Consider the following 21,799-nt stretch of genomic DNA (forward strand, 5'->3'; position numbering starts at 1 on the left):
TTCAGGTTTCTTCTTGCCGCGCGGATTACAGTGTGCGGCATGGCGGAGTTGGTCGGTCTTTCGAGTGGGCGGACTGACTGGCGGCGGGGGTTTGCGGCGCCGATGCGGGCGTTTTTGCGGACCGAGGCGGGTAGTTCGGGGGTGCTCGCGGGTGCGATCGTGCTGGCGTTGGTGTGGGCGAACGTGTCGCCGGGGACGTACGACGAGGTGTGGCGGACCGATCTGTCGATCGGGCTCGGGCACGACGTACTGAGTCTGGATCTGCAGGAGTGGATCAACAGCGGGCTGATGACGCTGTTCTTCCTGGTGGTGGGGCTGGAGGCGCGGCGGGAGTTCGATCTCGGGGATCTGCGGGAGCGCAGCCGGTTCGTGTTGCCGATGCTGGCCGGGGTCGCGGGGATGGTCGCGCCGGTGCTGATCTACCTGGCGTTGAACGCCGGCGGTCCGGGGTCGCACGGCTGGGGTGTCGCGATGTCGACCGACACCGCGCTCGCGCTCGGTCTGCTCGCGTTGGTCGGCCGTGGCGTGCCGGATCGTGTGCGGGTGTTCCTGCTGACGGTGTTCGTGGTCGACGATCTGCTCGCGCTGGTGGTGATCGCGGTCGTTTACAGCAAGGACATTCAGCTGATGCCGCTGGCTGCGGCGATCGTCGCGTTCGCAATCGTGCTGACACTCTCGCTGTTCCACGTCCGCAAGGCCTGGGTGTACGTGATCCTCGGCGTACTGATGTGGGCCGCCCTCCTGAAGAGCGGCGTGGACCCGGTCGTCGCCGGGCTCGCGATCGGGCTGACGGCGCCGGCGTACTCGCCCGGTCGTGAGCAACTGGAGGAGGCGACCGGTCTGTTCCGGTTGTTCCGTGAGCAGCCGACGCCGGAGCTGGCACGGTCCGCGACCGTCGGACTGACGACGACGATCTCGCCGAACGAGCGCCTGCAGTACCTGTACCACCCGTGGACCAGCTACCTGATCGTCCCGCTGTTCGGCCTCGCGAACGCCGGTGTCACGATCGACGGGGCGTTCCTCGGGCAGGCGTTCACGTCGCCGATCACGCTGGGCATCCTGCTCGGGTACGTCGTGGGCAAGCCGCTCGCGGTGACGACGGTGTCCTGGCTGCTCGAGCGCGTGAGCGGCGGGCGGATCCGGTCGGGGGTCGGCTGGGCCGCGGTCATCGGCAGCGGGACGATCGCCGGCATCGGGTTCACGGTGTCCTTGCTGATCGCAACGATCGCGTTCGACGGGCCGCGGCTGGCCGAGGCGAAGGTCGGTCTGCTGTCCGCCGTGATCGTCGCGTCGGCGCTGACCTGGGCGGTGTTCCGCGCAGCCAAGCTGCTGTCTCCGCCGAAGAAAGCGCTAGCACTGCTAGGGGACGCGGAGCAGTTGGTCGACCTGACCGACCCGGTGGATCCCGAGCGGGACCACATCCGCGGCCCGGAGAACGCGTCGGTGACGCTGGTCGAGTACGGCGACTTCGAGTGCCCGTACTGCGGGATGGCCGAGCCCATCGTCCGCGACATCATGCAGGACGACGACCTGCGCTTCGTCTGGCGGCACCTGCCGCTGTCCGACGTACACCCGCGCGCCCAGATCGCCGCCGAGGTGGCGGAGGCGGCCGCCGCGCAGGGGGCGTTCTGGGAGATGCACGACCTGCTGCTCGCGAACCAGGAGAACCTGCAGCCGAAGGATCTGATCGGGTACGCGGAACGGCTCGGTCTGGACGCCGATCGGTTGCACGATGACGTGAAGCGGCACGTGGCGGCGGCGCGGGTCGCGCAGGACGTGGAGTCGGCCGACACGAGTGGTGTCTCGGGTACGCCGACGTTCTTCGTGAACGGGCAGCGGCACTACGGGGCGTACGACGTGGAGACGCTGAAGCAGGCGATCAAGGTGGCCCGGGCGCGAGCCAAGATCACGTCGCGCCGCAGCTGAAGCGGTGCAGCTGAAGCGGGCATGAGGTTTGGCGGAATCTTGATGTACTACGTCATTTCCGCCACTGTCGCCGTACGGGGTGGATCGCCGACGCTGGTGGCTCCCGATCATCAAGGAGGCATCACATGACGACCTCGGCCGTACTGCGGACCCCGGCTGCCGGGCGGGACGACGCCGTCGCACATTTCGCCGGCCGGCTCTCGCTCGAAGTGGACGCGGCCGATGTCGCCGCGGACATCGGCGCCGGCGTCACCGGCTGGGTGCTGATCGACAGCCGGAGCCAGGAGAGCTGGGACCAGGGGCATGTGCCCGGTTCGATCCATCTGCCGCATCGCGAGATCGCGCCGCGCGCGGCGGACGTCGTACCGGACGGAGTGACCGTTGTGACGTACTGCTGGGGTCCCGGTTGCAACGGTGCGACGCGGGCGGCGCTCGCGTTCGCGCAGCTCGGGTATCCGGTGAAGGAAATGATCGGCGGATTCGAGTACTGGGTGCGCGAAGGCGGGCCGATCGAGACCGCGGACGGGATCGAGCGCCGGGAGTCCGACCCGCTGACAGCTCCGCGCGGTGTCGCCTGCGCATGCTGAAACCCCTGCACCCGTTGAGGTTTTACACAGATTGAACTCGCCGTGGTGAAACGCTGACTCTGTGTGCGTTACCCTCGTAGTGAACGTGTGCCCCCGCGTCGCGAGGAGACGGTGTGACCGATCAGCCGATGTACGACGGTGGGCTGATCGCGCACGGGATCGACACCACCCGGCCGAGCGTCGCCCGCGTCTACGACTACGCGCTCGGCGGCAAGGACAACTACGAGTCCGACCGTGAGCTGTACCGGCAGATCATGAAGATTGCGCCGGAGACGCCCGTGTGGGCGCGGGCGAACCGGCGCTGGCTCAGCGAGGTGGTGACCTGGCTGGCCGACGAGGCCGGCGTACGGCGGTTCATCGACGCGGGCTCCGGCCTGCCGACCGTCCAGAACACGCACCAGATCGCGCAGAAGGTGAGCGCGGACGCCTCGGTGTTGTACATCGACAACGACCCGGCCGTGGTCGCCCACGGACGGGCGCTCCTGCTGGACAACGACCGGACCCAGTTCACCGCGGCGGATCTGACCAAGCCTGACGAGGTGCTGGCGGACCCGGCGGTCGCGGGCATGCTGTCCGACGGCGAGCCGGTCGCGCTGGTGATGGCGCTGATGCTGCACCACATCGCCGACTACGACGAGACGCTGGAGATCGCCGGCAAGTACGTCGACGCTTTGCCGCCGGGCTCTTATCTGGCGATCACGCACGCGTGCAACCCGGGCGACGGCGGGGCTGTCGACGTGCTCGTGACCGAGCTCCTCGAGAAGGTCAAGGACGCTTTCCCGACCTTGGCGTTCCGTTCGGTCGAGCAGATCTCGTCCCTGTTCCACGGGCTGGAGATCCTCGAGCCGGGGGTCGTCCGGCTGGCCGATTGGCACGTTCCCGGCGGCCGCGTCGACGACGACCCGCAGGTCGGCGTCCGCGACGCCATCTACGGCGGCGTCGCGCACAAGGCCTAGCTGCACACCTAGCTGCACGCCTACCTGTACACCTAGCCGAGGCCCGCCAGGTATTCGGCGTTGCCGCGGATCGCGGCCTCGTAGCGCTTGATCTCGGCGGAGTCGACCTTGTCGGCGATCACCAGCAGGAGCGTCGCGAGCGCCTTGTCCTTCATCCCGGCCGCGTGCAGGGTCAGCGCCTTGAAGACCCGGAGCGAGTCCGACTCGGGGAATTCCGCGCAGGCACCCTTGAATACCGCGAGCGACTCGTCGAAGCGGTCGAGGTTACGCAGCGTGCTGCCGTACTGCAGCAGGCACTTGCGCCGGGTCTCCCCGGTCAGCCCGGGCAGTGCACGCTCGTAGTACGCGACCGCTGTCTCCTCGTCGCCGGCGGTGTCGTACGACCCGCCGACCTCGTACAGCACGTAAGGATTGTCCGGGTGCTCGGTCAGCAGCTTCTCGAAGAAGGCGATCGTCGGGCCCATGTTCTCGCGGTCCCGCCGCGCGAACGCCGCATCGATCGTCGCCGCCAGTTCCGGCGTCAGCTCAGTCGTCACAGTTCCATCATGCCGCGTCGGCCCGGCGCTTCTGCCACGGCCACGATCCGGAGATCTCCACTTCGAGCGCGAAGCTGAGCACGGTCCGGATCACCACGATCAGGCCGAGCACCAGCACACTCTGGACGGAGGTCTCGACGATGATCGTCCGGATGATGTCCCCGACGATCAGGATCTCCAGCCCGAGCAGGATCACCCGCCCCAGATTCACCCGCAACTGCTGGTAGCTCCCGAGGCCTTCGGCCCGGTTCTCCGACGAGCTGGGGCCCCGGCTCGGGCGGACGACGTCGTAGCAGTACCGCACCAGGACGACGGCGAGGCCGATCGCCATGATGACCACGCCGGCGCCCTCGATCGTCCGGGCGACGTCCGCGAAGACCTGCTCGAAGTCCATTCCTCACAGTTACCAGTCAGGCAGCGGACTCCGCGGTCGGCTCGCCGGGCCGGATGTTCTGGTTCAGGTGGAACACGTTGGCCGGGTCGTACGCCGTCTTCAGCGCGACCAGCCGCTCCAGCGTCGCGGGCGGAAATGCGCGGTGGATCGGGTCGTCGTTCAGCGTGTTCACGTACGCCCCGCTCGCGTACGGCGCCAGCGTCGCGGCGTACCCGCGCAGCCGACCGATCCACTCCTCGTCCTCGGCCGGATCCTCCCACCGGGTCGCGGTGACGAACTCGAACAACGTGTCCCGGTGACTGAATGCAGCGTTTTCCGTGGGTACGTCGGCGATCGCGCCGCCGTACGCCTGCAGACTCGCGGACACCCCCGGGTTGTCCAGCAACGCGCGGATCGCCTGGTCGGGCAGCGACTTGAAGTAGTGCCCCTTCCAGTACCGCCGAAAACGGTGTCCTTGGACGTTGTCGTCCCGTGTCTGCAGCTTCAGGTACGTCGTTTCCTCGACCAGCTCGTCGCGCACCGGACCGAGCGCGCGGAACGCCGGCAGCAGGCCGTACCCGCCCTCGCCGACCCACACGTATCCAACCGTCAACGAGTTCGCCGTGATGTTGGCGGTGAACGTCGCCTCCCGTGGCGCGTCGGCGTTCAGCTCCCGCCATCCGCGCAGTACGTCGAACCCCGCCGACACCGGGTACGTGAACTCGACGATCAGCGCCCGCGTCCCCACCTGGTGCAGCTGGAACTCGAACGACGTGACGATTCCGAAGTTTCCGCCGCCCCCGCGCAGCCCCCAGAACAGCTCGGGGTTCTCGTCCGCACTCGCCCGTACGACGTCACCGTCGGCAGTCACGACCTCGTACGAGATGACGTTGTCGCAGGCCAGCCCGAATCGCCGTGCGAGCCAACCCATTCCGCCGCCGAGTGTCAGCCCGCCGACCCCGGTGTGCGAGACGTTCCCGGCCGTCGTCGCGAGCCCGTACTCCTGCGCCGCCTTGTCCAGCTCACCCAGCAGCGCGCCGCCTTGCACCCAGGCGCGCCGCGCCGAGGGATCCACGCGGACCGCGTTCATCGGCGTCAGATCGATCATCAGCCCGCCCTCGGGCACGGCGAGACCGGCGATGTTGTGCCCGCCGCAGCGGACCGCGATCTCCAGCCCGGCCGCGCGCCCGAACCGGACTGCCTCGGCCACGTCCTCGCTCGAGGTGCACCGGGCGACCACGGCGGGACGGCGGTCGATCATCGCGTTCCAGACGGTGCGCGCCTCGTCGTACCCGGCGTCGCCGGTGCGCAGAAACTCGGTCATCTCAGCTCCCTGGTGGTTTCGTCGTCTCCACCACCCTGACAGCGAAGCGGTACGTCGATAAGGTCCAGTTCTGTGAGCCGAATGAGGACCAGTTCCGGAGCAGGCGAGCTCCTGGTCGAGTTGCAGCGCGACAGCGGCGTCCCGCTGCACCAGCAGCTCGAGAGCGGAATCCGGACCAGGATCCGGGCCGGACTGCTGCGCGCCGAGACCGTGATGCCGTCGACGCGCGCCCTCGCGCAGGACCTCGGCCTGTCCCGCGGCGTGGTCGTCGAGGCGTACCAGCAGCTCGTCGCGGAGGGGTATCTGATCAGCCGCGCCGGCGGGTACACGCAGGTCGCCGACGTCGCCGTGGTCGAGGCCGCGTCCGCCGCTCACACCGCGAGCGGTCCGCCGCGGATCGACTTCCGCTACAGCCGTCCGGACGTCTCCCAGTTCCCGCGCGCCGCGTGGCTCCGATCGGTACGGCGGGTGCTCAACGAGACGCCGTACCGCAGCCTCGCCTACATCGACGGACGCGGCACGATCGAACTCCGTACAGCGCTTTCCGACTACCTCAATCGGGTCCGCGGTACGGCGGCGCGCCCGGAAAACATGCTGATCTGCAACGGGTTCGCGCAGGGCTCGCGGCTACTGCTGCAGGTGCTGGCCGCGCACGGGCGTCGGCGGCTCGCGGTCGAGGACCCGTCCGACAACGACCTGCGAGAGGTCGCGCGCGCGGCCGGGCTCGAGGTGGTCGGCGTACCGATGCTGGAGACGGGCATCGACGTCGACGCACTGGAACGATCCGGCGCGGACGTCGTACTCGTGACTGCCGCGCATCAGTTCCCGACCGGAGCGGTCGCGTCGGCGGAAACGCGGGCGGCGCTGGTCGCGTGGGGCGGGCTGGTGATCGAGGACGACTACGACGCGGAGTACCGCTACGACCGGGAGCCGATCGGTGCGATGCAGGGGCTCGCGCCCGATCGCGTCGCGTACGCCGGAACCGCGAGCAAGACGTTGGCGCCCGGGTTGCGGCTGGGATGGCTGATCCTGCCGTCGTGGCTGGTCGAGCCGATGGCGCAGGCGAAGCTGATGGACGATCGAGGGTCGCCGGTGTTCGATCAGCTGGCGTTCGCGGACTTCGTGGCGCGGGGCGAGTTCGACCGGCACCTGCGGCGGATGCGGCCGCGGTACCGGACGCTGCGGGACACGCTGGTCGAGCGGTTGGCGGTGCGGCTGCCGGAGCTCGAGCCGGTCGGCGTCTCGGCCGGACTACACGTGATGACGTGGCTGCCGCCCGACCTCGGCGAGGATGCGCTGCGCGACGCGGCGTTGCAGCGGGGGCTCGGCGTGTACGGGCTCGCGCCGTATTGGGTGTCCGGAGAAGGGCCCGCCGGGCTGGTGTTCGGGTACGGCTCGCTCTCCCAGAAAGAAGTTGTCGAGGGCATCGAGTTGCTCGCGGACGTGGTCGCGACGATCCGCAGTCGATGAATAACTATCCTATCAATTGCATTTCGATCCGGGCGGTTCTAATCTTGGTGAGTGATCGCCACAGCTAGTATCGACACCCTCATGAACCAGGGTTGGCCCGCCGCGGACAGCACCGAGCTCGACGGCTGGCTGGTCCGCCGCAGCGCAGGCGTCACCATGCGAGCCAACTCCGTCCTGCCCGCGAGTGCACCGTTCGACCTCGACAGGGCCTTGGAATACGTGGAAAACCTGTACGCCGCGCACCAGATCGCGCCGTCCTTCCAGATGGGTCCGGCGGCCCAGCCCGGCGACCTCGACGAGTACCTGGCGGCCCGCGGGTACGAGCTTCGCACACCGACCCTGGTGATGTGCGCCGAGATCGTGGACGTGCTCGCGAAGCTGCCCGAGCCGACGAGCGCAGTGAATATTTCCTCGGCGCCTGACGACGCCTGGATGGACTTGTGGTGGACGGTCGACGGCCACGGCGGACCGGCCGCGCGGCCCGTTGCCCGGCAGATTCTCGACCGCGGTCGTGCGCTGTACGCCACGATCTCGGCCGGCCGGCAGACCCAGGCCGTCGGCCGCCTCGCTCTGGTCGACGACTGGGCCGGCCTCTACTGCCTCGCTGTCGATCCAGCCCACCGCCGCCAGGGCCTCGCCCAGGCGACCATCCACGGCTTGTTGCAGAAGGCAACAACTCTCGGTGTCAACCGTGTCTGGCTCCAGGTGGTCGAGGCCAACGCCCCGGCCCGCATCCTCTACGACCGCTTGGGTTTCCAGGCCGTCTCGCGCTACCACTACCGCGTCAAAGCGTGACCTGCTGCAGGTGATCGAGTACGACGAACTCGGCGCCCGTCTTCTCGACGGATGTGCGGAGCGGGGTCAGGTCGGTCCATGGGATGCCGGGGTCGTCGAGCGGCTTGTCGAAGTCGTCCCAGTGGGTGGCGATCACCTTCCGGACCGGCTTGATCGTCTGCAGCAGGCGATCGGTGATGCCCGGCTCGCCGCCCGGAGCCGCCAGTACGACGTCGACCTGGAGGCCGCGCAGTGCGTTCGGGTCGAAGTTCGCCGTACTGAGGCTGAGGATGCGCAGGCCGCCGATCGTGATCACGAACGCGAGCGTGCCGCCCTCGACCAGGTCCTCGATCACGCGCGGGCGCGGCGGGACGTCGTACCGGTAGCCGGGGTACGCGTACGTGTGCCGCTTGCCGCCGCAGGAGTGCAGCGATGGGAACACCTCGATCGCGAAGCCCTCGAACGGCAGGTACTCGCCGCCACGGACCGGTGACAGCAGGCCGTTCGGCGTCTTCATCGCGCGCAGCAGGTTGGCGTGCGTCTCGGTGCAGAGCACGGTGGCCTGCGTCTTCGTCGCGACGTACGGTACGTCGGCCATGTGGTCGTAGTGGCCGTGGTGGACCAGGATCGCGTCGGCGGTGCTCAGGTGCCGGTCGATCACCTCGGGCTTGATCACCAGCTTCGTCTTCGGATCGGCGCCCTCCGGGGTGAACGTCCCGGTGTGGAACCGGGTCAGCCACGGATCGGTCAGTACGACGCTCTTGCCGCACCGGATCTGCCACGCGTGCGTCCCGAACCAGGTCAGCTCCACCGACTCCCGGACGGCCCCGCCCACCTCCTCGGCCCTACCCGCTGCCTCGGTCCCGCCCGTCTGCGCGGTCGCCGCCTCGCTCCGGTTCTCGAGGCCGATCGCCCCCGCCACGCCCGCGGCTCCGGCGGCCGCTGCTCCTGCCAGCATCCCTCTCCGACTCACCTTCACGCTGTCTCCTCTCGTCGTCGCTGAGGCCTCAGTCAAGGCGAGGTCGCGAGGGCATGTCGAATATGCTCTTGCGCATGGAGCGATTGGCTGGACATATCACCGCAGGTCAGTCACGTCATGATCACTGAAAGGCATCTGCAGATCTTCATCGCGCTCGCCGAGGAGCAGCACTTCGGCGACGCGGCGCGGGCCGTAGGCATCACCCAGCCGCCGCTGTCCCAGGGCCTGCGCCGCCTCGAGGCTCTGGTCGGCGCGAAGCTCTTCGAACGCGGTGCTGGTGGCGTCGAACTCACGCCCGCCGGCGTCGCGCTGCTCCCGTACGCGCGGCGCGCACTGACCTCGATCGAGGAGCTGCACCAGGCGGCCGTCGCGCGTGATCCGGAAGGACCCGAGATCCGGATCGGTCTGGCGCCCGAGGTGCCGCCATCGGCGGGCGCGGCAGTGGCTGCGGCCTGCGGCTCGGTGATTCCGGGCAGTCGCGTGACGGTGGTGACCGCGCCGACGAGTTCGCTGGTCAATCAGGTCAGCACGGGCCGCTTGACGTTGGCCGCCGTACAGCATCCCGTCGTACTGGACGGTCTGGAGGCTGGACCAGTAACGCTCCTGCCGACCTGGGCGCTCGTTCCGGCCTCGGCCGTGGACGGTGAGGTTGTGGCGTTGCGGCAGTTGAAGGGGCTGCCGATCGCGGTCCGGCCGCGGGCCGAGGCGCCGGCGGCGCGGGACCTGTTCCTCGATACGCTGGCACTGCACCGGCCCGACGGCGGCACGGTCGTGGTGACGGACGAGCGCGCTGGATTGGCGATGGCGGCAGCCGGTCAGGCGATCGTGGTGACCGCCGACCCGGCACTGATCGCACCGGGCGTCGGGCGCCACCGACTGGCCGACGATCCGTTGCCGTTGCGTCTCCGCCTCGTCTGGTCGAGGACGCGTACGCCGTTCCTCCGCCCGAACGATGTGATGGCTCGGCTCACGGAAGCGCTGGCGTCGTGAACGCCCGGATCCGTGGGATCTTCGAGGACGCCGGTGTCCGCGGCTGGATGCATGCGGTCTCGCTGGACGAACCTGAGCTGAGCGTCGAGCTCGATGCGGATGTCGTCGTCCCGCTGGCGTCGGTCTACAAGCTTCCGCTGCTCGTCGGATTCAGCAAGCTGGTGGACCAGGGAGAGCTGGATCCGCGCGAACGGGTGACGCTCGAGCCGTCGGCGCGAACCGCTGGACCGACCGGGCTGTCCGCGTTCGCGGACCCGGTGACGGTGTCCCTGCGCGATCTGGCCCTGTCGATGGCGACGGTGTCGGACAACGCGTCGGCCGATGCACTGCTCGACATCGTCGGACTGCGCCGGCTGGCCGGAATCCTGGAGTCCTTCGGCCTGCGCCGTACCTGGGTCCGGCGCGGTACGGCGGCCAACCTGCGAGACCTGCAACGCCGTACGGGCGCGGACGATGCGGATGCGGCGCTCGCCGTACTCGCGGACAACGATCGGACCGATCCGGTCGGCGTGTACGAGGCAGCGAACGGGTCAGCGGCCAGTGCCCGCGACCTGACCCTGTTGCTGCGGCGGTTGTGGGCGGGGGAGTTGCTGTCGGCCGAGCAGACCGAGTTCGTGAAGACGACGATGCACCGGCAGGTCTTCCTGCACCGGTTGGCGTCCGGTTTCCCGCACGACGGCGTACGCGTCGCAGGAAAGACCGGAACGTTCGGTGCGTTGCGGCACGAGGCCGGCGTGGTGACCTTGCCCGGCGGGGCGGCGTTCGCGATCGCTGTCTTCACGCTCGCCGCCCGCGGCGACTTCCGCCAGCCCCGCGTCGACGCCGCGATCGGCGAGGCCGCTCGAGTAGCGGTCGACGTACTGCGCTAAATGATGGCGAAGGCCTCGATCTCGATCAGGGCCAGCGGGCTGAACAGGGACGCCACTTGCACCGCCGAACTCGCGGGCTTCGGACCCGGGACGTACTTGTCGCGGATTACGCGGATTTCCGGCAGGTGGCTGATGTCGGTGACGAAGTACGTCAGCTTCACCACGTTCGCGAACGTCGCGTCGACCGCTGCCAGGCAGCGCTCCAGGTTCGCGAACACCTGTTCCGCCTGCGCTGACGGATCATCGCGGCCGACGAACTGCCCGGCCTCGTTCAGCGCCACCTGCCCGGAGATCGCGACCCACTGGCCGGTCCCGGTCACCACGTGGCTGTAACCGTTGCCTGGGGCAACGCCTTGCACCTGCGGATACTCCAGCTCACTCATGGACCAGATATACCGCGGACAGGGGTTGAGAAACCGGTTTCCATCGGGAGAGGATACGGGGGTGGGACGGACACCGAAGGACTCGATCACGATTGCCGACGTCGCGCGGGCGGCGGAGGTGTCGCGAGCGACCGTGTCCCGGGTGATGAACGGGCGCCTCAGTGTCGCACCCGAGATCGTCGCCCGGGTGCGCGCCGCGGCGGAGCGGCTCAACTACCGGCCGAGCGACCTGGCCCGCAGCCTGTCGTTAGGCCGGACGAACATGGTCGCGCTGGTCGTCCCGGACCTCGGCAACCCGCTGTTCCAGCAGATCCTGCGCGGTATCACGAACGCGTCCGCTGCGGCCGGGTACAAGGTGCTGGTCGCCGAGACCGACGAGGACCCGGACGCCGAGGCGGCGATCGCGATCGAGGCCCGGCGGCGCTGCGACGCCTTGATCATGGTGTCGCCACGGATGGACGAGGAGCGGCTGCTCGAGCTCCTGCCGCAGGTGCAGCCGGTGATCCTGGTCAACCGCCAGGGGCCGGCGGAGGTAGCGTCGGTGGTGGTCGACTACGGCCGCGCCGTACGGATCGTCGTCGATCACCTGGTCGGTCTCGGACACCGGCGGCTCGCGTTCCTGTCCGGCCCGGCGGCGAGTGCGTCCAACGTGCTGCGGCTGCAGGCGCTCGCGGTCGCCGAGCGGGAGATCCCGGGACTGGAGCTCGTCCGGCTCGAGTGCGGCCGGTCGATCGAGGACGGGTATGCCGCGGTGGAGCGGGTGCTCGAAGCTCAGGTCACCGCGGTCGTCGCGTTCAACGATCTGGTCGCGTTCGGGTTGCTGGCGCGGCTCAACGAGGTCGGGGTCGCCGTACCGGCTGATCTGTCGGTGACCGGGATGGACGACATCGGGCTCGCGCGGTTCGCCGTACCGTCGCTGACGACTGTGCGGGTGCCGCAGAAGGACCTCGGGGAGCTTGCGTGGCAGCGGTTGCATGCTTCGATCACGGCTGGGGCGGGCGAGGCGGACGCCGTACCGGAGCTCCGGCTGGCGGTTCGGGCGAGCACTGGTCCGGTGCCGCAGGAGCCGCGTTCGCAGGCGTCAGCTGATCAGATCGGGTGGCAGCAGCAGGGGGACATCTTCGCGCTCGAGAGTTCGGCTGGGTTGCTGGCGCGGTACGAGTTCGGACGGCGGATGCCGCAGGTGCACGCGCCGCGGCCGTACCTGCATCCGGTCCGGACGCTCGGCGGCCACCCGCTCACCGAGGTCAGCCCGGTCGACCATCGGCATCACTACGGCGTCTCGCTCGCCGTCGCGCAGGTCAACGGCACGTCCCATTGGGGCGGGCGGACCTACGTGCGCGGCCAAGGCCCGACCCTCCTCACCAACCACGGTCAGCAACGCAGCCGCGGCGTCACCGTCAACGACCATGAGCTGGTCGACGACATCACCTGGTACGACGAACAAGGCCGACCGCAACTCGTCGAACGTCGACGCCTCACCGGCGATCTCGCCTTCGGTGGTTGGCGACTCGACTGGCGCAGTGTCCTCACCGCCCGCTACGGCTCGATCCAGATCGAGAGCCCGGCGACTTCGGGTCGGGCCGAGGCGGGGTACGGCGGTCTCTTCTGGCGACTGCCGGCTGCGGAGACGACTGTGCTCAATGCCGACGGTGACGGGGTGGATGCCGCCTTCGGGTCTTGTAGCCCATGGCTCGCGTTCGTGCAGGGTGATGTCAGCCTGCTGTTGCTGCAGCCGGATCAGGTGTGGCCGTGGTTCGTGCGATCCGGTGAGTACGTCGGCGCGTGCCCGGCGCTCGCGTGGGACCAGCCGTTGGTGCTCCAACCGAATCAGGACCTGACGTTGTCGCTCACCGCGCTGCTGCTGGACCGGGCGGTGGACGCGGCCGAGGCTAAAACGCTGGCAGGCCAGTTGTAGGCGACGACGCCAGCGCCGACTGCCATCTCTTCGGCACGCGGCCGGCGAGGCGCGCGTTCCGGCCGGCGGAGACGGCGTCGCGCATCGCGGCGGCCATCAGGGCAGGCTTCTCTGCGCGGGTGACCGGGGTCGCGAGCATGACCGCGTCGCAGCCGAGTTCCATCGCCAGCGCGGCGTCACTCGCCGTACCGATGCCTGCATCCACGATCACCGGGACGTTGGCCGCCTCGGCGATCAGCGCGATGTTGTGCGGGTTCCGGATGCCGAGCGCCGAACCGATGGGTGCGGCCAACGGCATGACGGCCGCGCAACCGGCCTGCTCGAGACGGCGGGCGAGGATCGGGTCGTCGTTCGTGTACGGCAGCACGGTGAAACCGTCCGCCACCAAGGCTTCCACGGCATCGAGCAGCTCGAACGGGTCCGGCAGCAACAAGTGGTCGTCGGCAACGACCTCGACCTTGATCAGGTCGGTCTCGAGCGCCTCGCGGGCCAGCTTCGCGGTCAGCACGGCCTCGGCGGCGGTGTGGCAGCCGGCCGTGTTCGGCAGTACGGCGATGTTGTGCTTCTTCAGTACGTCGAGCACCGAGCCCTCGTGCCCCGTACCGAGGCGGCGCATCGCGACCGTGGTGAGTTGGGTGCCGGAGGCAATCAACGCCTCCTCCAATACTTCCAGGTTGGCCGAACCGCCGGTCCCCATGATCAGCCGCGACGTGTACGTGCGCCCGCCGAGCTCCAGTGGATCATCCATGTCAGCCTCCCTGCGTCGCGCTGACGATCTCGACCCGGTCGCCCGCGCGCAGGGTCGTCTGCGCCCACTCGGCCTTGGTCAGCACGCTCTGATTCACCGCGACCGCGATCCCGGTGGCGCGATCGGAGTACTCCGCGATCAACTCGGCCACCGACTTGCCCGGCGGTACGTCGACCGCCGCACCGTTCACCCACACGGACTCCATCGCTTCCTCCCTACGCCGGAATTACCCGATTCAGGTTCAGCGGTCGGTGACGGATCGGTCACCCTCTCAGCCCACTTCCTGCGAGCTCCCGCGGACGTTTCGACTATAGCTGACGGCTCAGTCGACTTGCGTGCCGGTCAGGAGCGCTGCGAGTTCCGTCGGGCGGTAGAGGACCTGTTTGCCGGTGCGTTGCGGTTCGACGAGTCCAGTACGGCGCAGTAGTTGGAGGTGCTGGCTCACCGCGGACGGCGTCACCTGCAGTTCGCCGGCCAGATCAGTCGTCGTACGGGGATGGGTCAGGAGCTGCAGGATGTGCGCTCTCGGCGTACCGATCAACTGGGCAAGGTCGTCGCGCGACGGTGGCTCGACGACGGACCACAGGTGGGCCTGGCCTCGTGGCGGGTAGCCGAGGAGCGGTTCGGCGCCGGGGTCGAACGGGATGACGGCGTGCGGTCCGAACAGGGTCGGCTGCAGGACGAGCCCGCGGCCGTCAACGTGCTCGGTGCGGCTCTGCTCGGCGACGCGGTCGACCTTGAGCAGCCCGTCGGCGTACGTGATCGCGGGGCCCAGCCCGTTGAGCATCGCGCCGGTTCCTTGCTGGGTGACGACGTGACCGCGGTAGCTGATGTCGGCGGAGAGGAGGGTGCGCATGCGGCTCCAGTACGGCGCCATCACAGCGTCCCAGTACTGGTTCAACGCCACGACCACCTTGTCGACAGTGAGGTCTTCTGGCAGCTCTCCGTTGACTGCTACGAGTTGCCGTTCGAACGTTGGAGCGGTGACGTTGGCGATCACGTCGAGCTCGTCAGAGAGTTGGGTTAGCGGCGAGGTCGGTCGCGGGGTCAGGAAATCCGGGCTGCCCATGGTGTCGTTGACGAGCCAACGCAGTACAGACCAGTCGAGGGCGGCGACCTGCGGCTGTACGGCGCGGACCCACCCGAGCTGCAGCGGGAAGCGCCCGGGATCCCGGAGGGCCCGCAACGACAGGACCATCTCCGCCACTGGCGACACCGCGAACCGGACGTCCGCCAGATCCTGCGAGTTCAGGACGTACGTGAGCACCGCGCCTCGCTTCCCGTCACGACACATCAGTATGGCGGAGTTGTGTCGGTGGCTGGTGGGAACGTGGTTCTCATGGGTTTTCGAGCGATGGACGACGACGAAGTAGCAGAGTTCCTGGCGCGGCCGCTGGTGGCCGTGCTGGCGGTCGACGACCCGGGCTGGTCGCCGCACGTGACGCCGGTGTGGTTCCGCCACCTGCCTGACGACAACAAGTTCCAGGTGATGACGCCGGCCAAGTCGAAGAAGACCAGACTGCACCGGACCGGCACAGGTCAGCTGTCGCTCTCGATCCAGACCGCGGACGGGCCGACTGCGAAGTACGTCAACATGCAGGGTGTGGCGCGGCTGCTTCCGCTCAGCGCCGACCTGCTGAACGCGATGGTGGAGAAGTACCTCCCGGAGGAGCACCGCGCGGCATACCTGGCCAACCCACCCGAGGACTCGATGTTCGACATCACCCCGCGACGCATCACCACAGCCGTCATCGACTAACAGCTCGCCGCGCCTTGTATGAGCCCGAGGTGAGTGACCTACTCGCAGGCGATCCCGTCATGGTCGGCGTCGAGGCGATAGATATCGGAGCCGACGACCTCGATCGGACCGTCGACGTACTCAGGCCCGTTACCGCTCCCGCCCGAACAGTCGACGTCACTGGCGATCGGAACGCAGCCCGAATAATTCGGATCGCACCCACCCGACTGCTGCGGCTCCTCGACCTTCGTACCCACCGCCGTCACCTGCGAACGCGGCTCCTTCGCCACCTCCTGCCGAACCAGCCGCTTAGCCGTCTGTACGCCGTTCACATGCGTGACCCGATAAACCAGCCGCCGCGTACCGTCCACCCCCACGGTCCGGACCTCCTTCTCGCCCTTCGGCAGCGAACTGTCCGTCACCGTCTTCTTCTTGAACGGAATCACCCGAAACTCCACAACCTCCTTCGTCGTGGTCACCGACGGCCTGACGCTCACCTTCGGAGCGGATGTGGTGCCCCGCGTCGCCGTGCCGCTCGGCGTGGGCGTCACACTGACCCGCACGCTCGCGATAGCAGCCGGCTCACCCGCCCCCGACGTACCCGGATCCGCCCCGCACCCTCCAACGACCGCCACCACCGCAACCGACCCCAACGCAGCACGCAGCAACAACACGATGTATCCCCCCAAACCCGCCGTCGGTTCCCCCCGCGGCAGGACTTGTCAGCACCCGGACAACCCGAGCGAATTCCGATCTGTACCACCACCCGCCGCCCCACGCAACCCCTCGCCCCAACCCCCCCACCAAGCAAACCCCCACCAAACCTGACACACTGTTCCCCTCACCAGATGAGGGCCTCTAGCTCAATTGGCAGAGCAGCGGACTTTTAATCCGCGGGTTGTGGGTTCGAGTCCCACGGGGCCTACAAGTTTCCGCAGGTCAGAGGCAGATCGGCGCCTCGACCTGGAAAGTTGGGTCTGCGCAAACTCTGCCAATACTCAGAGTGGCCGATGCATGCCCGTCTGAGAGGACTCGGCGGCTCCACGCAGCCAGCTGGCTGCGCGTTGCTGAGCGACGTTTCGCATCGCGTCGCACTGCTCTCGTTTCGCCCGATCTCCGGCCCGCCCAACCGTTGAGCTCCCACGTGCAGCTGGACTGTGGACGGCTGAGATGAGCAGACCGCACCTTCCGATCGGAACGTGGGGCAACGTCCGATCCCCGAGCCGAGAGGAAGGACGACAAAGGCAAAGTGGTCGCCTGGCGCGCCGCCGCGTACTTTCGTGACCACGACGGGCATACCTGTGAGGTCACCGCCTCCGCCAAGACCAAGACCGCAGCCGAGCACCGCCTACTCACGAAGCTGCGAGACCGCGCAAAGCTCACACAGTCCGGCGAGCTGAGCCCAACGGACAAGGTCAACGACCTCATCGACCTCTGGATCGAGAAGTTCGAGGAACGCATCGCCGAGGGCCGGCGAACACCGACGACGTACCGCACAGCCATCAAGAATCACGTACGGCCCGCCCTCGGCGAACTCCTGATCGGTGAGGCAACCACACCCCGCATCGACAGAGTGATCGGAACCATCAAGCGCAACGCCGGCCGATCTACAGCGAAGACCTGCCGCGCAGTCGTCTCCGGCATGATGCAGCTCGCCGTCCGGTACGGCGCCCTGACCGTCAACCCGGTCCGCGAGGTCGAAGCGATCGAGGCCCGCCCGAAGGACCCGCCCCGAGCACTCACCAACGAAGAGATCGCCGGCCTACGGCAACTCCTGACCACCGACGAAGCCGCCGAACGAGCCGACCTGCCGGACCTCGTCCTCTTCATGCTCGGCGCAGGCGTCCGAATCGGCGAGTCGCTCGCCGTCCGCTGGTCACAGGTCAACCTCGAGTCCGGCGCCGTTGAGATCACTCACACCATGGTTCGCGTCCCAGGCCAAGGCTTGATCCGCAAGGCCCCGAAGTCCAAGGCCGGCGAACGCGCTCTACCCCTCCCAGACTGGGCCGTCGCCATGCTCCGCCGACGCCACGCAGCCGGCGTCCGCCTCGACGAACCCATCTTCGCCGACTCCCTCGGAAGTTTCCGAGACCCCTCCAATGTCCGCCGAGCCCTCCGCCGAGCACTGTTCCCCGTAGCCAGCACCGCCCGCCGCGACCTAGGCAAGACCCTCCGATCCGCCCGCCTCCAAGCCGGCCTTACCCGCAAGCAGGTCGTCATGAAGCTCGGCTGGCCAAAGACCAGACTCGAGCTAATCGAGAACGGCCGCATCAAGCTCGACCGCGAACTGGTAGCCACCCTCGTCAAGACCTATCGCATCAACCTCGACACATCACCCGCGCTCAGCGCCCAGGTAGACCAAGCATCCCAACCCTCACCCTCAGACGCCCTAACCTGGATCCGCTCCCACACCTTCCGCAAAACCACCGCCACCGCCCTAGACCGCCGAGGCCAATCCGCCCGCCAAATAGCCGACCACCTAGGCCAAGCCCAAGTCTCCATAACCCAAGACGTCTACATGGGCCGCCGAATCCACAACCCCTCAGCAGCCGCGGCCCTAGACCAAGAATTCGCCAACCTCGACCTCTGGTGAGAGCCGGATCGCATCGCCGAAGCAGGCGGAGACCCACCGCGGTCCGAAATTTCTGGAGACTCGGTGTCACAGACCGACCCAAGTTTCGGCCTTCTTTGGATAGCAGCCCGAGATCAACAGGATCTCGAGTGCGAACCTGGAGGGACGATCTATGTCGACGACTGACCGGAGGCCGACGTCGAAGAGGACGCGGCGGTCCGCGCGAGCGCGGCTCAAGGACGTGACCATGCTGATCAGCGCGCTCACCCCGCTCCTCACGGCGCTCGCCCCGCTGATCCGGGCACTCACCTCGCTGGTCGTGGCGGCCCTACGCTGATCGACCAGGTTCCACGCCCAGCAACGAACCGATGATCGCCTTGCGGGAGGGTACGCTCCGGTCGCCCTCCCGCAACGGTGGCCTCAGTTCGGCTGCACAGTAATGCCGACGACCAGCTGTCAGGACCCGCAGCGCGGCTGCGGCCTAGTCCTGATTGTGAATGGTTCACATAGCTGACCGTAACGAAGTGGGAACTTCCCGCGATTGAACAGGCGACGAGTCCGCCCTCTCTGTCAGGAGCCTGTTCTGTGAGAAGACTTCGCATGGCCGCAGGTGCCCTACTGTTCGTTTCCGCCTCCATTGCGAGCGCGTCGACCACCTCGGCCGGGGCCGAGCAGGCTCCGCGTCAGGCATCTGCCTCAGTAGTTACGGCACCGCAGCCGGTCGCGCTGGCACCACCAAAGCCGGTGCCGTCCATGAAGAAGCTGCCGGCCGGGGCGACCGCGGAGGACTTCCAGCGCGCCATGAATGCGTACGCCGCTCAGACGGTGCAGAGCTACAACGTCGATGCGAGCTCCGTTGATCCAGCGACGGCAGGGAACAGCAAGTTTGCCGCGGCTAGCGAACCCGACGTCCCAGACATCTTTACATACCTAACAGTCGATCAGTGCCGCCGTCTCGGTCAGGGGAGTTACTGGGCGTGGCAGTCCAACAACGGACCCGGGCGGATCTACAACCACTACCAATGGTGTACCTGGACCGAGGTCGACCTGTACAAGTACGAGACCATCAACAACAAGACGTACGAAACTGGCAAGGTCAGTTACCGACTCACAGTCATCGGATGGGGATCGAAGAGCACCAACGAGGTCGTCGTCCGCATCTACGTCGACCAAGCCCATTCCCCAGAACGCAGCAAAGTCACACCTGGCACCACGACACTGATCGCCAGGCTCTCTTGTGACTTTGTGTACGGCCACGAGGGAGACGGCGCAAGCTGCGGCAGCCAGCCCAGTTCATCGCAAGACGCGATCTTGGCCGATCTTGATGCCGGCCAGATGCTGGAGTTCAAGACGACCGTCCCATTGCCGACCGAGACAACAGACAATCCGGACCGAAAGACCGGACTCAACCTTCGGGTGAAATTCGAAGCGACGAACCCGGCGAACCCGGGAGCGATCGCAAACCTGGGTACTCTGCAGACCGTCGTCAGATGCGATGGCTCTCAGCGGTCTGACTTCACTCCGTCTGCGTGCATCTTCGCGGGCGTGGTTCCCACCTGGTCGCTGTCGAAGGCCGACCCTGTCGTTGACGAAGTCGCCAAGCATATCTACGACGCGCTGAACAACCCGAACTCAACCGCGCCGCCGCCGAACCCGCCTGGCAGCAACAAGATCATCCCGTACAACCTCACACGAACCGTCGACGGCAACCTGAACAAGGCCCAACGTGATCGTGCGGTGTATCAGTGCTCGAAGTGGTTCCCGAAGCAGTCCGACGAATCCTGTGATGAGTATCCGTTCGCATCAACGTACGAAGGAACATTCAACGACCCGGAGACCAACTACTCGGTTAAGTACATCACCGCGAAGAAGAACACTGACGAAGGCAGGTTGCGCGGCACCTGGTACCACTATGACCGCATCCTTGAGATGGACGGGTTCAGGGTCTTCGTGTACTAGGGGTTAGAGATGAGCATCCAATCAGACTGGCAAGCAATCGAGGGCGAGCTCCGTCAGAGGAGCCCGCATATCCTGGCAGACCTCCGACCGCCGATCACAGAGAGCGAAGCGCTCAGGTGGGCCGCAGCGGTCGGCGACCTGCCAGCGTCACTACGTGAGCTATACGATCAGCATGCCGGCACAGGAACCCGCGGAGCCGGAGGATTCTGCTTCATCGGCAATTGGTATCCGCTCACGATCGACGAGGCTCTTGTCCGTTATGAAGGCTGCCGGACAATGACCGATCTCTGGGGACGCGATCCGCTCATACCGTTCGCGTTCGACCCAAGCGGGTGCCACCTGGGAGTCCGCCCGGGTGGCGACGGCGGCCTCAACATCATGTTCGATGACACGCCCGAGATCCCCCATGAGACCTACCAAGATGTCGAGACGCTCGTCGCCGCGACAGTCGCCGGACTCCGCGGCAATAGCACGGAGTACCGCGCCGAATTGACGGATCAGTACCTGGACTGGATCAATCTGGAGGAAGAGGCGGATGACCTTGGTTACTAGGCGCTCGAAGGTGATCGCGCGGCCCACTGCCCTACTGCCTCTGACGGTGCTGCTAGCTGCAGGGCTCCTGTCCGCTGACGTGTCTTCCAGTGACGCTGTCGGACAGCGGGCAGCCGCAGCGTCGTGCACCCTGAATGTGCCCACACGAGTGCACATCTCAGCTCCTCAACAGTCCCCGGCGGTCACACTCGGCGCGGACTGCGCTGCAGCTGGTGTCGTCGACGCACGGTGGGAGGCGAAACGCGCGGACGGAGTCGTGACGAACAAACTGTTCTTCAACTTCAACTATCCCGAGTCCTGGAGCGTCTACGACAACGCGAGTCTCGCACCAGTGACCTGGCAACCCGCAGGGGCCCTCTCCCCGACGAACCCAGCGATCGCCGTGCGGAGCGAGACCCCTGCAACCGGGACCTCGACACCAGCCGAGAACCAGCCAGCCGACGCATCAATCCCCCAGAACGCCCCCACAACCGACATTCGCATGATCTCGAAGGTTGAGGGACTGCCGACCACCGACGACGATTGCGCTGCCGGCGTCAACTCCGATGTGTTTGCACAGCGCTACGCCATAGCGCCGCATGGGCTCATCAACTATGGCGGACGCACCGGCTCCGTTCAGCAACTAAATACGAGCACGGGGGGATGGTTCGTGCTGCAGAGCTTCACGACGGACAGCACAGGTCGTTGGAGGGGCAACACGAAAACTCCGAGCCCCGTTGGGTCAACGGTTTCATACCGCGTTGTGATCTACGACGGGCAGTACATCTTCGGCAGCATTAGCCCCACCTATACAGGAACCGTTTTGCCACCTTGCCCGACCGTCGCGCCGGCGAGCAGCAGCGATCGGCCAACGAGCCTCGGGTTGATCGATCCGAAAGTCGAAGCCAGCAAGGAAGATCCCGGCCCACTCCCTGAGCCGTCTGAGCGATAGGCGCCGCAGACAAGCTAAACGAAACAAGGCAGAGCACACCCGCTCGCGGTCGCTGACGACTCACGGTCGATAACGGAGCGATATACGGCGGTCAGCGTGACGCCAACTCCGTCAGCGATGAGACGCGAAGCATGTGGCTGTCTCAGTGGCACGGTCTACCTACACGAGACGCGCAGCCGTCGACTCCTGCTGAACCAGTTGTTTCGCGTGAGAC

At 67.1% G+C, this 21,799-nt stretch carries 23 protein-coding genes, 1 tRNA gene and 1 riboswitch; of the genes, 15 read left to right on the plus strand and 9 right to left on the minus strand.

All coding sequences use genetic code 11. The annotated features are described in order from the left end of the window. The first annotated feature begins 39 nt into the window (after positions 1-39). The 3 genes from nhaA to ACWF0M_RS14000 all read left to right on the plus strand — a co-directional run bounded on the left by nhaA (position 40) and on the right by ACWF0M_RS14000 (position 3,469). Positions 40-1,926, plus strand: coding sequence for a Na+/H+ antiporter NhaA (gene nhaA, locus ACWF0M_RS13990; protein WP_452236024.1), 1,887 nt, complete (start codon positions 40-42; stop codon positions 1,924-1,926). Between the two features lie 125 nt (positions 1,927-2,051). Next, positions 2,052-2,513: a rhodanese-like domain-containing protein gene (locus ACWF0M_RS13995; RefSeq protein WP_452236025.1), complete on the plus strand. Its 462-nt coding sequence runs from the start codon at positions 2,052-2,054 to the stop codon at positions 2,511-2,513. A 113-nt stretch (positions 2,514-2,626) separates the two neighbouring features. After that, the gene (locus ACWF0M_RS14000) at positions 2,627-3,469 is read left to right on the plus strand and encodes an SAM-dependent methyltransferase (RefSeq protein WP_452236026.1); all 843 of its coding nucleotides are present in this window, start codon (positions 2,627-2,629) and stop codon (positions 3,467-3,469) included. 32 nt (positions 3,470-3,501) lie between these two features. Here ACWF0M_RS14000 and ACWF0M_RS14005 read toward each other — a convergent pair whose 3' ends face one another. Genes ACWF0M_RS14005 through ACWF0M_RS14015 form a run of 3 tightly spaced genes read right to left on the minus strand, consistent with a single transcriptional unit; the run spans position 3,502 to position 5,702 of the window. Further along, positions 3,502-4,005: a tetratricopeptide repeat protein gene (locus tag ACWF0M_RS14005; protein ID WP_452236027.1), complete on the minus strand. Its 504-nt coding sequence runs from the start codon at positions 4,003-4,005 to the stop codon at positions 3,502-3,504. Positions 4,006-4,012: 7 nt separating this feature from the next. Next, positions 4,013-4,399 carry a DUF1622 domain-containing protein gene (locus ACWF0M_RS14010; RefSeq protein ID WP_452236028.1) on the minus strand — a complete coding sequence of 129 codons (387 nt, stop codon included), beginning with the start codon at positions 4,397-4,399 and terminating at the stop codon, positions 4,013-4,015. A 16-nt stretch (positions 4,400-4,415) separates the two neighbouring features. Beyond that, positions 4,416-5,702, minus strand: a complete 1,287-nt coding sequence (locus ACWF0M_RS14015) for an FAD-binding oxidoreductase (protein ID WP_452236029.1) — start codon at positions 5,700-5,702, stop codon at positions 4,416-4,418. 81 nt (positions 5,703-5,783) lie between these two features. On the opposite strand from ACWF0M_RS14015, the gene pdxR reads away from it, so the two are divergent. Together pdxR and ACWF0M_RS14025 are read left to right on the plus strand one after the other, a co-directional pair. Beyond that, positions 5,784-7,172: a MocR-like pyridoxine biosynthesis transcription factor PdxR gene (gene pdxR, locus ACWF0M_RS14020; RefSeq protein WP_452236030.1), complete on the plus strand. Its 1,389-nt coding sequence runs from the start codon at positions 5,784-5,786 to the stop codon at positions 7,170-7,172. A 51-nt stretch (positions 7,173-7,223) separates the two neighbouring features. After that, positions 7,224-7,967 (plus strand): GNAT family N-acetyltransferase, encoded by a 744-nt coding sequence (locus ACWF0M_RS14025; RefSeq protein ID WP_452236031.1) that lies wholly within the window; start codon positions 7,224-7,226, stop codon positions 7,965-7,967. Here ACWF0M_RS14025 and ACWF0M_RS14030 read toward each other — a convergent pair. Continuing rightward, positions 7,957-8,925 carry an MBL fold metallo-hydrolase gene (locus ACWF0M_RS14030; protein ID WP_452236032.1) on the minus strand — a complete coding sequence of 323 codons (969 nt, stop codon included), beginning with the start codon at positions 8,923-8,925 and terminating at the stop codon, positions 7,957-7,959. The two genes, ACWF0M_RS14025 and ACWF0M_RS14030, sit on opposite strands and share 11 nt — an antisense overlap. A 117-nt stretch (positions 8,926-9,042) precedes the next feature. On the opposite strand from ACWF0M_RS14030, the gene ACWF0M_RS14035 reads away from it, so the two are divergent. Then, entirely contained in the window at positions 9,043-9,915 is an 873-nt protein-coding gene (locus ACWF0M_RS14035) for a LysR family transcriptional regulator (RefSeq protein ID WP_452236033.1), read from the plus strand. After that, entirely contained in the window at positions 9,912-10,784 is an 873-nt protein-coding gene (locus ACWF0M_RS14040) for a serine hydrolase (RefSeq protein ID WP_452236034.1), read from the plus strand. The genes ACWF0M_RS14035 and ACWF0M_RS14040 overlap by 4 nt, the downstream gene beginning before the upstream one ends. Here ACWF0M_RS14040 and ACWF0M_RS14045 read toward each other — a convergent pair. Beyond that, positions 10,781-11,167: a RidA family protein gene (locus tag ACWF0M_RS14045; protein WP_452236035.1), complete on the minus strand. Its 387-nt coding sequence runs from the start codon at positions 11,165-11,167 to the stop codon at positions 10,781-10,783. The two genes, ACWF0M_RS14040 and ACWF0M_RS14045, sit on opposite strands and share 4 nt — an antisense overlap. A 61-nt stretch (positions 11,168-11,228) precedes the next feature. Here ACWF0M_RS14045 and ACWF0M_RS14050 point away from each other — a divergent pair, with 61 nt between their 5' ends. Continuing rightward, positions 11,229-13,085 carry a DUF6807 family protein gene (locus tag ACWF0M_RS14050; protein ID WP_452236036.1) on the plus strand — a complete coding sequence of 619 codons (1,857 nt, stop codon included), beginning with the start codon at positions 11,229-11,231 and terminating at the stop codon, positions 13,083-13,085. Here ACWF0M_RS14050 and ACWF0M_RS14055 read toward each other — a convergent pair. The 3 genes from ACWF0M_RS14055 to ACWF0M_RS14065 form a co-directional block, all read right to left on the minus strand. Further along, positions 13,060-13,833, minus strand: coding sequence for a thiazole synthase (locus tag ACWF0M_RS14055; RefSeq protein ID WP_452236037.1), 774 nt, complete (start codon positions 13,831-13,833; stop codon positions 13,060-13,062). The two genes, ACWF0M_RS14050 and ACWF0M_RS14055, sit on opposite strands and share 26 nt — an antisense overlap. A 1-nt stretch (position 13,834) precedes the next feature. Beyond that, positions 13,835-14,038, minus strand: coding sequence for a sulfur carrier protein ThiS (gene thiS, locus ACWF0M_RS14060; RefSeq protein ID WP_452236038.1), 204 nt, complete (start codon positions 14,036-14,038; stop codon positions 13,835-13,837). Then, a riboswitch (TPP riboswitch) is annotated at positions 14,029-14,140 on the minus strand. It overlaps the preceding gene by 10 nt. Positions 14,141-14,155: 15 nt before the next feature. After that, a complete protein-coding gene (locus ACWF0M_RS14065; protein ID WP_452236039.1) occupies positions 14,156-15,100 on the minus strand; it encodes a DUF5937 family protein in 945 nt (314 codons plus the stop codon). A gap of 72 nt (positions 15,101-15,172) precedes the next feature. Here ACWF0M_RS14065 and ACWF0M_RS14070 point away from each other — a divergent pair, with 72 nt between their 5' ends. Continuing rightward, on the plus strand, positions 15,173-15,592 hold the full coding sequence (locus ACWF0M_RS14070; protein ID WP_452236040.1) for a pyridoxamine 5'-phosphate oxidase family protein: 420 nt from the start codon (positions 15,173-15,175) through the stop codon (positions 15,590-15,592). Between the two features lie 38 nt (positions 15,593-15,630). On the opposite strand, the gene ACWF0M_RS14075 is transcribed toward ACWF0M_RS14070, so the two are convergent. After that, a complete protein-coding gene (locus ACWF0M_RS14075) occupies positions 15,631-16,068 on the minus strand; it encodes a G5 domain-containing protein (RefSeq protein WP_452236041.1) in 438 nt (145 codons plus the stop codon). A gap of 355 nt (positions 16,069-16,423) precedes the next feature. Between ACWF0M_RS14075 and ACWF0M_RS14080 the strand changes: the two genes are divergently transcribed. The 6 genes from ACWF0M_RS14080 to ACWF0M_RS14105 all read left to right on the plus strand — a co-directional run bounded on the left by ACWF0M_RS14080 (position 16,424) and on the right by ACWF0M_RS14105 (position 21,585). Further along, a tRNA-Lys gene (locus ACWF0M_RS14080) sits at positions 16,424-16,496 on the plus strand. Between the two features lie 324 nt (positions 16,497-16,820). Next, positions 16,821-18,164: a helix-turn-helix domain-containing protein gene (locus ACWF0M_RS14085; protein ID WP_452236042.1), complete on the plus strand. Its 1,344-nt coding sequence runs from the start codon at positions 16,821-16,823 to the stop codon at positions 18,162-18,164. A 151-nt stretch (positions 18,165-18,315) separates the two neighbouring features. Next, complete coding sequence (locus tag ACWF0M_RS14090; protein ID WP_452236043.1) at positions 18,316-18,480, plus strand: hypothetical protein; 165 nt, start codon at positions 18,316-18,318, stop codon at positions 18,478-18,480. A 263-nt stretch (positions 18,481-18,743) separates the two neighbouring features. Continuing rightward, complete coding sequence (locus ACWF0M_RS14095; RefSeq protein ID WP_452236044.1) at positions 18,744-20,102, plus strand: NucA/NucB deoxyribonuclease domain-containing protein; 1,359 nt, start codon at positions 18,744-18,746, stop codon at positions 20,100-20,102. A 9-nt stretch (positions 20,103-20,111) separates the two neighbouring features. Then, a complete protein-coding gene (locus ACWF0M_RS14100; RefSeq protein WP_452236045.1) occupies positions 20,112-20,654 on the plus strand; it encodes a hypothetical protein in 543 nt (180 codons plus the stop codon). Positions 20,655-20,910: 256 nt separating this feature from the next. Next, positions 20,911-21,585, plus strand: a complete 675-nt coding sequence (locus ACWF0M_RS14105) for a hypothetical protein (RefSeq protein WP_452236046.1) — start codon at positions 20,911-20,913, stop codon at positions 21,583-21,585. Positions 21,586-21,799 lie beyond the last annotated feature (214 nt).

The organism is Kribbella sp. NPDC055110 (assembly GCF_053607525.1).